We start from the raw sequence: 13,466 nt of genomic DNA on the forward strand, positions 1-13,466 counted from the left end.
CTGAATTTACTTTCTAAACTCTAGTGAGAATTTATACACCTAGATGGATTCAAGACCTGGCTGGAGCTTGGATCTTTTATTCAATTCTCCCTCCCTGGCCATGCCCCAAGCCAAGGTTTGAGAGAATTGCAAGATTTGCACCCTTAATAGGAATAATTCTTGGTCTTTTACAATCAAGCCTTTGGCAAATTCTCAACTCCCTTAGTTGGGATATCACAGCAAAAGCAATGGCTGTATTTTCATTGGGAATATTTCTCACAGGGGGGCTCCATGTTGATGGTCTAATGGATACAGCAGATGGAATTGCTGCAGGGGAAAAGCGCTGTTTGGAAGCAATGAAAGATAGTCGAATTGGTGCTACTGGAATACAAACACTTCTATTAATAACGCTGCTACAACTTAGTGCATTAATAGAATTGGATTCAATGGCTATTTACGCAATACCAATAGCCTGCTTCTGGTCAAGGTGTGCTCCAATATATGCAATAGCAAATTTTCCATATCTTAGAGAAAAAAGCTATTCATCATTTCACAGTTACTACTGCCGAGGGTTTCAAGATTCAATCCCAGCAATATTACTCAGCATAGCATTATTTACAATAATCCTATGCATAAAAAGCGAAATAGCACTTAAACTAAGTATTGGGTTTGGCCTAGGAATCATCCCTTGCTTGTTAATCCCAACTCTTTTAGGTAAAAAGCTTAATGGACACACGGGGGATTCCTATGGAGCATCTACTGTTCTTGTAGAAACATCTATTCTTCTTTTGCTTGCATTCTTGATATAGAAAAGCGTAAGACAAATGCATTCCCAAAAGATGGCAGAGATTTATCAATCTGTATAGGGGGGCAAATTAATTCCAACGACCCTCCAATCTCATGAGCAAGTTTGCTAGCCAAGTCAAGTCCGATTCCACTGCCAGTTTTATCAACACTTTTAGTACCTCGAATACCCCTATTAAAAATAATTTCCCTTTCCTCAAGAGGTATTGTCCCCCCACCATCCCAGACACATAATCCATCCTCTAAAAAAGAAAGTCCAATAGAGACATTAGGCTCGCTATAACGAAACGCATTTTCAAGCAGGTTTGCAACAATTTCTGCAACAACTCCATAGCTGGCGTGGCAACATTCTTCGGACCAATAAGGCCAAGACAAAGGGCCAAACCAATCTCTACCTTGTAAAGTCGCTGTTGCTTTACTTCGTTCCAACAAAGGTGATAACAGTTTCCTAATGCTCATTCCAGACACCTCTGGCAAAAGTGGTGGCAGCAACAAAGCCTCTGGGGATTCTTGATATTCATAAAGTCGTCGTTGACTTATTTGATCTAAAGCAGATACATATTGGTTTAATTGATCCTGCTCACTTAATAGGCCTTTAACCAAATCTCTATTTCTACTTTCTGGGCCAATTCTTTTCAGCAAAAGTTCGGCATATGTTCTTAAGGCTGCCAATGGATTTCTTAATTGGTGGACCATCACACCAATCTTTTCTCGCTGTGTATCTAACTCCTGCAGCAATCTCAATTGTTCCATTTCCAGAATCAAGCAATGTGTAAGTACACCTGCGAGAGTCTGCAAACGTTGGTCAAGTGAATCGTTCCAACTAGAAGAGGATCGTTTTTGTTCCGCCCTAAGCACACCAATCAACATTGAACCTTCCTTAAGGGGATACCAACGACGGTTTTCGGAAGGCTTCCTTAACTCTCTATCTGCTTCAACAGGGAGCAATCCCTTCTCACCAAAAGGCCATTCTCCAACCGCCTGAAGGTTTGGCGCCTGAACACCTTTGGTCTCGGCCACATAAACCACAATTCTTTCAAGCGTTGCTTCAGACTCGAAAGAACTCAGCTGTTGCTGAACCAGATTCAAAAATCGGTCAGACAGCTGCATGGCAAATAGTTTGCTTGTGAAACGAGGAAGGAGGAGAGATCAAGTCTTGAAAAATACGAAAAAAGTCTTAAGATATTCTCATCGAAAAGCAAGAAGCTTGTCCAGACAGGCCCAAGCTCAGCATCGACAAAGCAAAAGTTGCACAAATGATGCAACCAAAGCTACAGCAGAGGTAGACAAGTCCCCTGTCTTAAGCCGATCAACGATCGGCTAAACGAGTTGAGCTTATAGGGCCTCAGCCTTGCTGTGATCACTTGTTTCTCAACGACCTATCGGGATTTAACTAACTCGCATATTCCAAGCGAGCCAAGCCTCCCGAAGATCCATTCGACTTCAGTCCTTATCCCGATCGCACTCCCAACTAGGAGTTTCCTTGAATGTCTAAGAAGCGCAAGCGCATCAGCCGTAGACGCCTGGCTGGTCAAAGGGTTCTAGCCCATGTTCCAACCTTTCACCTTGAGACTGGCGAACATAAGCCTGTAACCGCAGCAAGGAGATTTATCGCCGAGGCAGGTCTCCGCTCTCCCGCAATTCTCAATGTTCGCCGCAATGAACACACGACTGATCGTTTTTTCTGGGGTGAGAAAGGTTTGTTCAGCGCTCAATATGCCGAGGAGAACCATTTCCTCTTCCCATCATTGAGAATCATCGTTGACTCCATTGGCGAAGACAACATGTTCCAGGGATTGGAACTAACAGCTGATGACTGGGAAGAAATTGAAGAATACGAATACGCCTTTGTATAAACAAAACATCCTTACCAGGACTTATTCCTTCAACCAATTGGTCAATGCCAATTGAATCGAAGGTATTAAATTCACCGGGATGCAGTGCCCGCCTCCAAAATCAATCAGTTCAACACTCCTGGAGCATTTACTCAACATCTTGAGTAAATGCTTTGATGCAGAGAAAGGGACTACGTCATCTTCCCTCCCATGCAAAAGAAGAACAGATGGACATCCATGAGGTGGCTCCCATCCTGGGTGTGGATATGCACTACAACCAATAATTCCCATCAGCGGTAGTTCGCACCCAGCGGCTAAGGCCATTGCACCGCCTTGAGAAAATCCCAACAAGAAAGTTTTCTCCAAAGGAATCTCAGGGGTTACAAGTTCTTCAAGACGTTTCTTTAAATCACTAACGGCGATAGGAACTGCCTGCCAATCTGAAGGGAACAAGCCATACCATTGAAGTCCAACCCCCTGAGGATGAGATTCCGGGGCATTAAGGGCTGCTAACTCAAATTCAACTGGTTGAGGTTCTAAAAGCTCCTTACCAATGCTTATTAGGTCGGTCGCATCGGCACCCCAACCATGCAACAGAACAAGTCGGTGAGTGGCTCGATCATTGTGATACTGAAGCAATTGATCTTTCACGCAATTATTTAGATACCTAGTGCTTAGGTTGGCTCAAAGGTTTCGTCTTGTCCCCTCCACCATGCCACGAATAGCATTACTGAGCGTTTCCAACAAACAAGGGTTAGTTCCTCTCGCCATAGCTCTAAGTCAGGACTATGGGTTTCAACTGTTATCAAGCGGTGGGACCGCAAAAGTACTAGAAGAAGCTGGTCTTGAAGTAACTCGAGTCGCCGAACACACTGAAGCACCAGAAATTCTTCAGGGACGTGTAAAAACCCTCCATCCAAAGGTCCATGGAGGCATACTTGCAAAAAGGGATGATCCAAATCATCAAAAAGACCTTTCTGAACAAAACATTGCTCCAATTGACTTAGTAATAGTAAATCTCTATCCATTTGAAGAAACAATAAAAGATCCAAATGTCAACTGGGAGAATGCTATTGAAAATATAGATATTGGAGGTCCTGCAATGGTTAGAGCAGCAGCTAAAAACAATGCACATGTTTCAGTGTTGACTAGTCCAACACAATATGAACCATTCATTAATGCTTTAAAAGATGGAATTACCAGTGAAATGAGAAAGAAACTAGCTCTAGAAGCCTTTCAGCATACTGCCTCTTACGACATTGCTATAAGTAATTGGTTAGCCCAAAAACTCAAGAGTAATAAACAGAACTCGTCGTGGCTACAAGCATTTCCTCTTAAGCAGAGTTTGCGATATGGGGAGAACCCACATCAAACTGCTGCTTGGTACAGCAACACCAACGAAGGCTGGGGTGGTGCCACTCAATTACAAGGGAAAGAACTAAGCACAAACAATCTCCTAGATCTAGAAGCAGCTCTATCCACTGTCATGGAGTTTGGGTATGAAAAGGACAAACAAAGGCCCTCTATTAGCCCAGCTGCAGTAGTAATAAAACACACCAATCCCTGTGGCGTTGCAATCAGCGAAAATACTTCCAAGGCAATGTCTAAAGCCTTAGAAGCAGATCCTATTAGTGCCTTTGGCGGCATAGTTGCTATTAATCAAGAGGTCGACTCCAAAACGGCCGAAGTCATACAAAGTCTTTTCCTTGAATGTGTCGTAGCACCAAGTTTTTCCAAAGAAGCCATGAGGCTTCTTAAGGGCAAAAAAAATCTACGTTTATTAGAACTCACATCAAATGCAATTAGAAAGTCCAGCAATACTTACGTACGAAGCATCCTTGGAGGAGTGTTGGTACAAGAGCTTGATAACGATGAAATTCAACCAGAAACCTGGAGCTTAGTGACTAAAAGAGCGCCAAGTAGGCATGAAGAAGAAGACCTAAAATTTGCCTGGAAAATTGCAAGGCACGTTCGTTCAAACGCTATCGTTGTAGCCTCTAATGGCCAAAGCTTAGGGATTGGGGCAGGGCAAATGAATAGAGTTGGCGCTGCATATTTAGCCCTTAAAGCTGCTAAGGAAAAAGCAAAAGGTGCAGTATTAGCAAGCGATGGCTTCTTACCATTTAATGATACAGTTCGCCTGGCATCTGAGCATGGAATCACAGCAATAATTCAACCAGGAGGTAGCGTTCGAGACAATGAGTCGATAGAAACTTGCAACGATCTAGATATTTCCATGATATTTACCGGAAAGAGACATTTTCTTCACTAAATTGAATTTAGAGAAGAAAATGGGGAGCAGTAAATTCTTTATGTCTAAAAAGCTACATTCCACATTTAAAACAATTTAATTCAACCTACTATGATTTTGTCTGAGGGTAATAAGTTATTTTATTAGTCTTTCTAAAGGCTGAAAGCCTCCCAGGCCCAGCACATACAAAATAGAAAAATATAGCTGCATATACTGCAGATAATTCAAATGCATAATTATGATTTTCAACTACGGCAAATGGGAAACCCTCTAGACCTGTATCAAGCAAATGAAATGGGATAGCAAAAAGCATTGTTGACAAAAGGCCTAAAGCAGAAATTCTTGCAAAAAAACCAAGAGCAAGACCTATTGGACAAATTACTTGGGTGGCAGCTGCAATAAATGTCCAAACTACCGGATCCCCAGGCAGGAAACCAAAATATTTGCCGACTACAAACTCTGAAAATCCTTCTGGGTCGTGGAACTTCTCTAAACCGTGATGAATCATCATCACGCTTACCCCAACTCGCAAAACAAAAATGGCCAGCTCTGCCAGGATATTGACCTCATTAGAAGCTGATGGACTCTCTACAACCACTTCGACTCGCTGAGGAGCAGACGAGCGATTTAGCTGAGGTGTACTAGTCCCTTCAGGCTGTGGAGCTTCAGGCTGTGGAACACCAGATTCAGACATCGCAACTAGATCTTTGGAAACTCATTTTAGGTATGCACGTTGCAAATCCACCTATTCCTAATGCAAAAACGATGAATAAGAAACCAAAAAATTGAAAAACTCAAAACCTCTAATTCAAAGTGGCTAATTACTAGGCATCACTTAACTTCATAAGTTTCTGAATTACATGCTCTACAACCTGATCAGGAGTTGATGCGCCAGAGGTTATTCCAACATTAACCTCACCTGATGGAAGGAAATTATCTTCAGTGACGAGGTCCTCACCCAAAGGTTTATGTGTAATGGAATTGTTGTCAGCAATTCTCTCTGGAGTATCTATATGAAAAGAGCGAATACCTCTGCTAATGGCAATTTCTTGTAAATGAGTAGTATTTGATGAGTTAAAGCCTCCTATTACTACAAGTAGGTCCAGTGGTTCATCTACTAAGGAAAACATTGCATCTTGCCTTTCTTCAGTTGCATCGCAAATTGTATTAAAAGCAAGAAAATGTTCATTCAAAGCCTGAGGGCCATATCTCTCAAGCATTGTGAGCTCAAACAAACGACCAATTTCTTCTGTTTCACTTTTCAACATAGTTGTTTGATTAGCTACACCCAGTCTTTGCAAATCCTTATCAGGATCAAAGCCAGGTGAACAGGCCTTAGCAAAACGTTCAATAAAAGCAGCTCTATCACCACGACCCAAAATATATTCAGCAACATATTGCGCTTCTTCAAGATCAAGAACAACTAAATAAGTACCAGCAAATGAGCTGGTAGCCAAGGTTTCCTCATGTTTTACTTTTCCATGAATAATAGAAGTAAAGGTATGTTTCTTATGTTTTTCTACTGTGTGCCAAACTTTAGAAACCCAGGGACATGTAGTGTCAATAATGTGGCAACCGCGCTCATGTAAAAGCTGCATCTCTTGAACTGTTGCACCAAAGGCAGGAAGAATAACCACATCTCCTTCACTAACACCTGAAAAGTCTTTTACTCCACCTTCCGCAGAAATAAAAAGAACATTCATGCTGCGAAGATGATCATTAACAGAAGGGTTATGAATGATCTCATTCGTAATCCAAATACGCTCTTTCGGGTAATGACGTCTTGTTTCATATGCCATCGCAACAGCTCGTTCTACTCCCCAACAAAACCCAAATGCCTCCGCCAATTTCACTCTCAAACGGCCATGTTGCAGTACATAACCGTTATCTCGAATAGAACCAATCAAAGTGCTTTGGTAAGCCTGCTCAAGGCTTCCAGCGACTTCCTTCGCTCTGCCGAACCCTCTTCTGTTATATCGATCCGAATGATGCAGAGAACGTTTAAAAGCCTGGGTATCCATATAAATGACATAGAACTGTGTAACGCGACTCTATGCGCCAATCGATAAAAAGCCAAAAAAAAAGCCTGGCATTAAGCCAGGCCTTTCAAAAAAGTAAATAATCTCAGTTTGCAGCAGAAGCGAAATCAGGGTATGCCTCCATACCGTGCTCGCCAATATCAAGGCCAGCAATCTCTTCTTGCTCACTTACTCGGATGCCACCAAAGCAACTTCCAATGATTTGCCAGGCAATCCAACAAGTAACAACTGTCCAAATTGCATAAGCAGCACATCCAACAAACTGAATCCAGAGTTGGCTAAAGCCTCCTCCAACAAATAGTCCCAATGCTGAACCATCACCTTGAACATCAAAGCCCCAAAGGCCTACTACAAGAGTTCCCCAAATTCCACATACTCCGTGAACTGAGAACGCTCCAACCGGATCATCAATCCCCAATGAATCCAACCAAGAAACAGAGAAAACTACGATAATTCCACCTACCAAACCAGCTACCCAAGCGCCTGTCATGGTGAGGTTGCCACAACCTGCGGTGACACTAACCAAGCCAGCCAAAATGCCATTAATGATCATTGTTAGATCAGGCTTGCCGGAGGTCACTGTTGACACAACTGTTGCACCAATTGCACCGCCTGCAGCTGCAAGGGTGGTTGTAACGGCTACATAAGGTACCCATTGATCCATAGCAAGTTGGGATCCAGGATTAAAGCCATACCAACCAATCCACAAAACAAGTGCTCCAAGAGTCGCAATTGCCATGTTGTGGCCTGGCATCGCTTGCGCCTTTCCATTCACAAACTTGCCGAGACGTGGACCAAGAAGCATTGCTCCTACCAAACCAGCCCAAGCTCCAACTGAATGCACAATTGAAGAACCTGCAAAATCAATGAACCCAAGTTCACTCAACCATCCGCCGTTCCACTGCCAACTACCAGCAATTGGATAGATGAATGCAGTCAAAACCAAGGAAAAAACTACAAATTCTCCGAACTTCACGCGCTCAGCAACCAATCCAGAAACGATGGTTGCCGCTGTACCTGCAAAGGCTGCCTGAAAGAGGAAATCAACTGTGGGGACTAGACCTGCTTCACCAATTAATTCAGGCGTAACAGCAGGATCAAAAAACAACCCATTGAAATAGAGCCAACCTGCCGCTACTGCATCTCCATACATCAAGGAATAGCCAACAAACCAATATGCGGTTACCGCTAAAGCAAAAACAAAGAGGTTTTTAGCAAGAATATTTACCGCATTCTTTTGACGGCACATCCCTGCTTCAACCATTGCGAATCCGGCATTCATGAAAATGACCAAGATGGTTGCAACCAGAAGCCAAAGGTTGTTAGCCAAGAATGCAGCATTTAGTTCAGGCATCTCAGCTGCATGCGCTGAGAGATTGAAAAGGCCTAAACCAAATAGTGCAATAGGAACACAGGCAAGCCACATCAAGGAGCGATGAGAGCTGAAGCCACGAATGCTGCGAAGAAGGAGCATTGGCCCCTCCAAGAGACTTGCCTCTTGGAGGGAAGCAGTGCGCCGCCTACCAGACGAATGCAGTGCAGTAGTCATAAAAAAGTGAAGCCTTTAGATAAGACTAGAAATCTAGAAGTAAATTTCTAGCTAATTAACAACGTTAAAATGATGAATCCCAAGGATTTATCAAGTTGCGGTTGATACCAAACGATAAAGAGGCAGTTAAAAATTTATATATTCGTACGTAAAGCTTTATATCCCTTCCTTAAGCGGTTTTACTCCCTCCCAGGTGATCTTTTCTCTATGAAAACCAAAACAACACGGAACAACCTCAACCCCTGTCTTTAAAGCCTTACGAAACAACCTCCCATAAACAGGATCTGCACTATCTCCAGGTGCAAACTCCTTTACATCAATGCGGCTAAGGCATGGGATCAATACACCTCTGGAGCTTCCTAGAACTACCCCCATGAGTTCCTCTAAGTGCTTTTGGCCTCTCTGTGTAACAGAGTCAGGAAACAAAGCCAAGGAACCATCAGCCCAAGTTGTGTTCTTAACCTCTACATAGATTTTCTTTGAATCCTTCGAATCGCGAGCAGGAGTCAATAACAAGTCAATCCTGCTACGACGATTCAGGCCATAGGGCACTTCTCGTCGAATTGTTTCTATCTGCCCAAGAGAGTCGTCTAGAAAACCAGCTTCTATTGCCAAGCGAACCAGAGTATTTGGTAGTGCTGTGTTGATTCCTACCCAACTAAAACCACCATCAAGACTTGGCACTTTGGCCTGCTCCCATGTCCAGGCCAACTTGCGAGCCGGATTGTTCACATGTCTAAGCCTTACTCGACCTCCAGGCAAAAGAACACCAGTCATTGGACCAGTATTGGCGCAATGTGCAGTCACCTTTTCACCATCATCAAATTCAATATCAGCCAAAAAACGTTTATATCTTCTGAGCAAAGTGCCTTCTTTAAGAGCAGGAAACTTCAAAACTGTCTTGCTTTCCATGAGTCTCCATCCATTGCGACGTTGAGAGATCCTCTAGTAAATAGAGAGTGAACAGACATTCGTTAAACCACCCTTTGGAGAAGAATGGGAAGCCCTCTTAAGCAAATAGCTCTAATAGTTACTTTTGGGACTCTCCTAAGCAAAGCAGGAGGATTGTTCAGGCAACTAGTGATAGCTAATGCTTTTGGGGTAGGCGCAGCCTATGAGGCTTACAACTATTCATATGTTCTACCTGGTTTTCTACTAATTCTTCTGGGTGGGATCAATGGTCCTTTCCACAATGCCATGGTTTCTGTGCTTAGCAGACTGCCAAAACAAGAACGAAGCCATGTAATGGCAGCACTTATTACTTTAGTTAGTTCAACACTATGCTTAACAGCAATCTTTCTAGTTTTAGCAGCCGATCCTCTTATCACTCTGTTAGCGCCAGGCTTAAACCCTGAGATTCACAAAATAGCAGTTATTCAACTTAAGCTCATGTCCCCAATAGCCATTTTTTCTGGACTTATTGGACTTGGCTTCGGCTCTTTAAATGCCGCAGAGAAATTCTGGGTTCCTGCGATATCACCACTAATATCAAGCATTGCAATTATTAGCGGAATTGGCCTTCTAAGATTACAGATAGGCCAAGAGATTGGCACGCCAGATTATGCACTACTTGGCGGACTAGTACTCGCACTTTCTTCTTCAGCAGGGGCCTTCCTCCAATGGACTCTTCAAATACCTTCATTAATTAAAGAAAACTTAATTCAAATAAAATTTGTCTGGGATTGGCAAAACCCTGCTGTTAGAGACGTACTAAAAATCATGGGGCCTGCGACACTTTCATCAGGCATGCTGCAAATAAACGTTTTTACCGATCTATTTTTTGCATCTGGAATACCTCTAGCCGCAGCAGGCCTTGGATACGCAACATTACTAATCCAAACGCCATTAGGACTTATTTCTAATAGTTTAATAATTCCTCTGCTGCCTACATTCGCCAAGCTAAATAATAAACTAGACAAGCCTATGTTAATAAAAAGAATTAGCCAGGGCCTAATGCTTTCGATAACTAGCATGGTTGCTCTAGCAACAATCTTAATTGTTATGAGCACACCAATAGTAACCTTAATCTATGAAAGGGGAGCTTTCGACAGCAATGCCTCGAAAATTGTAAGTGCTCTTTTAATAGCCTACGGTATAGGTATGCCAGCCTACTTAGTTAGAGACTTGTTAGTAAGAATATTTTATGCCCTTGGGGATGCAAGAATTCCTCTAAATTTCTCAATCACAGGAATAATTCTGAATATAATTTTTGACTGGCTTTTGGTTGGAGGGCCTACTCCATGGGGCAACCAACTCTCTTTCAACTTTGGAGCTCCAGGTCTTGTCTTCGCAACAAGTGCGATAAATCTGATTACCTCAATAGGGCTAATATGGGTTCTAAATAAGAAATTAGATGGTCTACCTATTAAAGAGTGGATATCTGATACATACAAAATACTTCTTGCAGGGGGATTATCAGGACTAATAGCTTTTTCTCTAAAAATAGGAGTTCAGTGGCCAGACAACACTTTTGGACTCACTTTCAAAGTATGTCTATCTTCCTTAATCGCCCTGGGCGCATTTGGCCTCATAACGAGTTCGCTGGGAGTAGAACAAGCAAAAGAAATCTTGCTTGTTCTACGAAGAAGAATTACTCATTTTTGAGTCTTACTGCTCGATCTTCTCTAATTTGTAGTGCTACTTCAATGCCTTGGCGCCCAACCAGTTCGGCGCCTTGTACAGAAATAATCCGAGCTTCTATCCCAAATTCTTGAAAAGCTGTTTCCATCTCCTGAATCAAGGCCTTCTCAACCTGCGCTTCAGCATCTACGACCTTGCCAAAAAGCCTTTCTCCTAAACGCCCTATGCGCTCTCGAACAACCTCTCGCGCATTGGTGACCTCGATTATCAGCAAAATAACCCCCCTATTTCAATTGCAACCTTATCGGCAGTAAGGGTCCAAAATCTCTTCTAAGTCAATAATCTGAGAAGGAGGAATCAATCGAGCTAGGGGCAAACGAAGACTTCCTCCAGCCAATGACACCTGTACTGACTCCAAGCCACAACGAGCAGCAGCACTAGCTCCTTGGTCAAGCTTGGCGGAACATTCGATTGCCAAGTCCTCTGCGATGCCAGCATCTCCGAGATAAAGATGCCATTTCGAGACCTGAATATAAATTCGATCAGCAATAGCTATCTGCAGTTCTCTTAACTGATTTTTGTTGAGAGTCATAAAACCATTAACGAAGAAACGAATTCAGTCTTTACTCAACACAGATTTTTCCTCACGAGGTCTTTCCCTGACAACAAAAAGCAAATTAAGCATGAGCACGAGAAGCCAAATCTCAGTAAACCAATTCAGATGTCCCCAAGGGTGTCTGATCTGTTGCCAAAACCAAAGTCCACTATTAACCGCAGCGAATGCCATCGCATGAAGGGTCAGGTTAACAATTCTGGAAAAATGCTTATAGAGAGGATCGTTAGGATCCCCTGAGCCGTACCAACGAATAGGCATGTTTCGCTCTAAAACTCTTCAATTGTGGCTTGGAAAACCATAGTCGGTTGACGAAAGGCCCTGTAATAGTGTCTTATGAATTCTTACATGCGCCTGTAGCTCAGCGGATTAGAGCATCTGACTACGGATCAGAGGGTCGGGAGTTCGAATCTCTCCAGGCGCGTTTTCAACTGCCCTAAGGGCAGTTTTTTTTTGCATAGTGTTTTGAAGTCAAACCACCAGAGCAATTTAAAAATGAATAACTAAGCACCTATGACTACGATCCTCAAACTTGGTGCGATAGAGCATGCAGGAAGGTTCAATGGCTCCAATTGACGAGAACTTGGCAACATCCGACAAAGTCATTGCCGACTTGATAGATCTGGAGAGAAATCGTCAGGAAACGCATCTGGAACTAATTGCAAGCGAAAACTTTGCTTCCCAAGCAGTAATGGAAGCTCAAGGCTCTGTACTAACCAACAAATATGCAGAAGGGCTTCCTTACAAGCGCTATTACGGAGGCTGTGAGCATGTGGATGCCATTGAGGAATTGGCAATCAAGCGAGCGAAAGAACTTTTTGGAGCAGCATGGGTAAATGTTCAACCTCATAGTGGTGCACAAGCAAATTTCGCGGTAGTACTAGCTCTTCTGAAGCCTGGGGATACCATCATGGGGATGGATCTCTCTCATGGAGGTCACCTCACTCATGGTTCGCCTGTAAATGTCAGCGGGAAGTGGTTCAACATCGTTCATTACGGAGTAGATCGTTCCACCCAGAGGTTGGATATGGAAGAAATTCGACAGCTCGCCCTAAAACATCATCCAAAGTTAATCATTTGCGGATATTCCGCTTACCCTCGCAAAATCGATTTTCAGGCTTTTCGTTTAATAGCGGACGAAGTTGGTGCCTATCTTCTCGCGGACATGGCTCATATTGCTGGATTAGTGGCATCTAGGGTCCATCCAAGCCCTATTCCTCACTGTGATGTTGTCACTACTACCACTCACAAAACCCTTCGTGGCCCTAGAGGAGGGCTGATTCTCTGTAGGGACGAAGAGTTCGGAAAAAAGTTTGACAAGGCCGTATTCCCTGGCTCACAAGGTGGGCCATTAGAACATGTAATTGCTGCCAAGGCTGTTGCCTTTGGTGAGGCCTTGCAAAAGTCATTCCAGGAGTACAGCTCGAATGTCATTCGTAACGCCCAGGCCCTAGCCAAAAGACTCCAAGAACGAGGTGTCAAAATAGTGAGCGGAGGTACAGATAATCACATAGTTCTTTTAGACCTTCGCTCTATACAAATGACTGGCAAATTAGCAGATACTTTAGTAAGTGAAATACATATCACTGCAAACAAAAATACTGTTCCATTTGATCCAGAGTCTCCATTTGTCACTAGTGGTCTTCGTCTTGGTAGCGCTGCATTAACAACTCGTAGGTTTGACGAAGATGCATTTATGGAGGTTGGCGATTTAATAGCTGATCGCCTTCTCAACCCCGAAGATAATGAAATTAAAAATCAGTGTCTGGATAGGGTAAAAAGACTCTGCGAGAGATTTCCTTTATATTCATAATCT

14 protein-coding genes and 1 tRNA gene are annotated in these 13,466 nt (G+C 43.1%); 6 read left to right on the forward strand and 9 right to left on the reverse strand.

The window, feature by feature from the left end; all coding sequences use genetic code 11:
- Positions 1-23: 23 nt before the first annotated feature.
- Positions 24-788, forward strand: a complete 765-nt coding sequence (gene cobS, locus SOI83_RS04560; RefSeq protein ID WP_320677484.1) for an adenosylcobinamide-GDP ribazoletransferase — start codon at positions 24-26, stop codon at positions 786-788.
- Here cobS and SOI83_RS04565 read toward each other — a convergent pair.
- Positions 757-1,893, reverse strand: coding sequence for a HAMP domain-containing sensor histidine kinase (locus tag SOI83_RS04565; RefSeq protein WP_320677485.1), 1,137 nt, complete (start codon positions 1,891-1,893; stop codon positions 757-759). The two genes, cobS and SOI83_RS04565, sit on opposite strands and share 32 nt — an antisense overlap.
- A 377-nt stretch (positions 1,894-2,270) precedes the next feature.
- On the opposite strand from SOI83_RS04565, the gene SOI83_RS04570 reads away from it, so the two are divergent.
- Positions 2,271-2,639, forward strand: a complete 369-nt coding sequence (locus SOI83_RS04570) for a DUF3155 domain-containing protein (RefSeq protein WP_320677487.1) — start codon at positions 2,271-2,273, stop codon at positions 2,637-2,639.
- A gap of 21 nt (positions 2,640-2,660) precedes the next feature.
- Here SOI83_RS04570 and SOI83_RS04575 read toward each other — a convergent pair whose 3' ends face one another.
- A complete protein-coding gene (locus SOI83_RS04575) occupies positions 2,661-3,269 on the reverse strand; it encodes an esterase (RefSeq protein WP_320677489.1) in 609 nt (202 codons plus the stop codon).
- 61 nt (positions 3,270-3,330) lie between these two features.
- On the opposite strand from SOI83_RS04575, the gene purH reads away from it, so the two are divergent.
- The gene (gene purH / locus SOI83_RS04580; RefSeq protein WP_320677640.1) at positions 3,331-4,890 is read left to right on the forward strand and encodes a bifunctional phosphoribosylaminoimidazolecarboxamide formyltransferase/IMP cyclohydrolase; all 1,560 of its coding nucleotides are present in this window, start codon (positions 3,331-3,333) and stop codon (positions 4,888-4,890) included.
- A gap of 88 nt (positions 4,891-4,978) precedes the next feature.
- Here the strand turns inward: purH and SOI83_RS04585 are convergent, their stop codons facing one another.
- The 4 genes from SOI83_RS04585 to sfsA all read right to left on the reverse strand — a co-directional run bounded on the left by SOI83_RS04585 (position 4,979) and on the right by sfsA (position 9,369).
- On the reverse strand, positions 4,979-5,563 hold the full coding sequence (locus tag SOI83_RS04585) for a DoxX family protein (RefSeq protein WP_320677491.1): 585 nt from the start codon (positions 5,561-5,563) through the stop codon (positions 4,979-4,981).
- 130 nt (positions 5,564-5,693) lie between these two features.
- Positions 5,694-6,890: a 4-hydroxy-3-methylbut-2-enyl diphosphate reductase gene (locus SOI83_RS04590; RefSeq protein ID WP_320677492.1), complete on the reverse strand. Its 1,197-nt coding sequence runs from the start codon at positions 6,888-6,890 to the stop codon at positions 5,694-5,696.
- A gap of 103 nt (positions 6,891-6,993) precedes the next feature.
- Entirely contained in the window at positions 6,994-8,457 is a 1,464-nt protein-coding gene (locus SOI83_RS04595; protein ID WP_320677493.1) for an ammonium transporter, read from the reverse strand.
- Between the two features lie 156 nt (positions 8,458-8,613).
- Positions 8,614-9,369, reverse strand: coding sequence for a DNA/RNA nuclease SfsA (gene sfsA / locus SOI83_RS04600; protein ID WP_320677494.1), 756 nt, complete (start codon positions 9,367-9,369; stop codon positions 8,614-8,616).
- Positions 9,370-9,453: 84 nt separating this feature from the next.
- Between sfsA and murJ the strand changes: the two genes are divergently transcribed.
- The gene (murJ, locus tag SOI83_RS04605; protein WP_320677496.1) at positions 9,454-11,061 is read left to right on the forward strand and encodes a murein biosynthesis integral membrane protein MurJ; all 1,608 of its coding nucleotides are present in this window, start codon (positions 9,454-9,456) and stop codon (positions 11,059-11,061) included.
- Here murJ and SOI83_RS04610 read toward each other — a convergent pair.
- From SOI83_RS04610 to SOI83_RS04620, 3 genes are read right to left on the reverse strand one after another with little or no spacing between them, the layout of a single operon-like run.
- Positions 11,048-11,311, reverse strand: a complete 264-nt coding sequence (locus SOI83_RS04610) for a cytochrome-c oxidase (protein ID WP_320677497.1) — start codon at positions 11,309-11,311, stop codon at positions 11,048-11,050. The two genes, murJ and SOI83_RS04610, sit on opposite strands and share 14 nt — an antisense overlap.
- Before the next feature lie 27 nt (positions 11,312-11,338).
- A complete protein-coding gene (locus tag SOI83_RS04615; protein ID WP_320677498.1) occupies positions 11,339-11,629 on the reverse strand; it encodes a DUF3181 family protein in 291 nt (96 codons plus the stop codon).
- A gap of 24 nt (positions 11,630-11,653) precedes the next feature.
- Positions 11,654-11,911 (reverse strand): hypothetical protein, encoded by a 258-nt coding sequence (locus tag SOI83_RS04620; protein ID WP_320677499.1) that lies wholly within the window; start codon positions 11,909-11,911, stop codon positions 11,654-11,656.
- An 89-nt stretch (positions 11,912-12,000) separates the two neighbouring features.
- Here SOI83_RS04620 and SOI83_RS04625 point away from each other — a divergent pair.
- Positions 12,001-12,074, forward strand: a tRNA-Arg gene (locus tag SOI83_RS04625).
- Positions 12,075-12,197: 123 nt separating this feature from the next.
- A complete protein-coding gene (gene glyA, locus SOI83_RS04630) occupies positions 12,198-13,463 on the forward strand; it encodes a serine hydroxymethyltransferase (protein WP_320677501.1) in 1,266 nt (421 codons plus the stop codon).
- The last annotated feature ends 3 nt before the right edge of the window (positions 13,464-13,466 follow it).

It is taken from the genome of Prochlorococcus sp. MIT 1300, assembly GCF_034092375.1.
In the GTDB taxonomy this organism is placed as follows: domain Bacteria; phylum Cyanobacteriota; class Cyanobacteriia; order PCC-6307; family Cyanobiaceae; genus MIT-1300.

Bases quoted from the DNA above. Each gene is read 5' to 3' on its own strand.
- SOI83_RS04565 (WP_320677485.1), bottom strand. From the start codon at position 1,893: ATGCAGCTGTCTGACCGATTTTTGAATCTGGTTCAGCAACAGCTGAGT.
- SOI83_RS04590 (WP_320677492.1), bottom strand. From the start codon at position 6,890: ATGGATACCCAGGCTTTTAAACGTTCTCTGCATCATTCGGATCGATAT.
- SOI83_RS04595 (WP_320677493.1), bottom strand. From the start codon at position 8,457: ATGACTACTGCACTGCATTCGTCTGGTAGGCGGCGCACTGCTTCCCTC.
- SOI83_RS04585 (WP_320677491.1), bottom strand. From the start codon at position 5,563: ATGTCTGAATCTGGTGTTCCACAGCCTGAAGCTCCACAGCCTGAAGGG.
- SOI83_RS04570 (WP_320677487.1), top strand. From the start codon at position 2,271: ATGTCTAAGAAGCGCAAGCGCATCAGCCGTAGACGCCTGGCTGGTCAA.
- SOI83_RS04620 (WP_320677499.1), bottom strand. From the start codon at position 11,911: ATGCCTATTCGTTGGTACGGCTCAGGGGATCCTAACGATCCTCTCTAT.
- purH (WP_320677640.1), top strand. From the start codon at position 3,331: ATGCCACGAATAGCATTACTGAGCGTTTCCAACAAACAAGGGTTAGTT.
- sfsA (WP_320677494.1), bottom strand. From the start codon at position 9,369: ATGGAAAGCAAGACAGTTTTGAAGTTTCCTGCTCTTAAAGAAGGCACT.
- glyA (WP_320677501.1), top strand. From the start codon at position 12,198: ATGCAGGAAGGTTCAATGGCTCCAATTGACGAGAACTTGGCAACATCC.
- SOI83_RS04615 (WP_320677498.1), bottom strand. From the start codon at position 11,629: ATGACTCTCAACAAAAATCAGTTAAGAGAACTGCAGATAGCTATTGCT.
- murJ (WP_320677496.1), top strand. From the start codon at position 9,454: ATGGGAAGCCCTCTTAAGCAAATAGCTCTAATAGTTACTTTTGGGACT.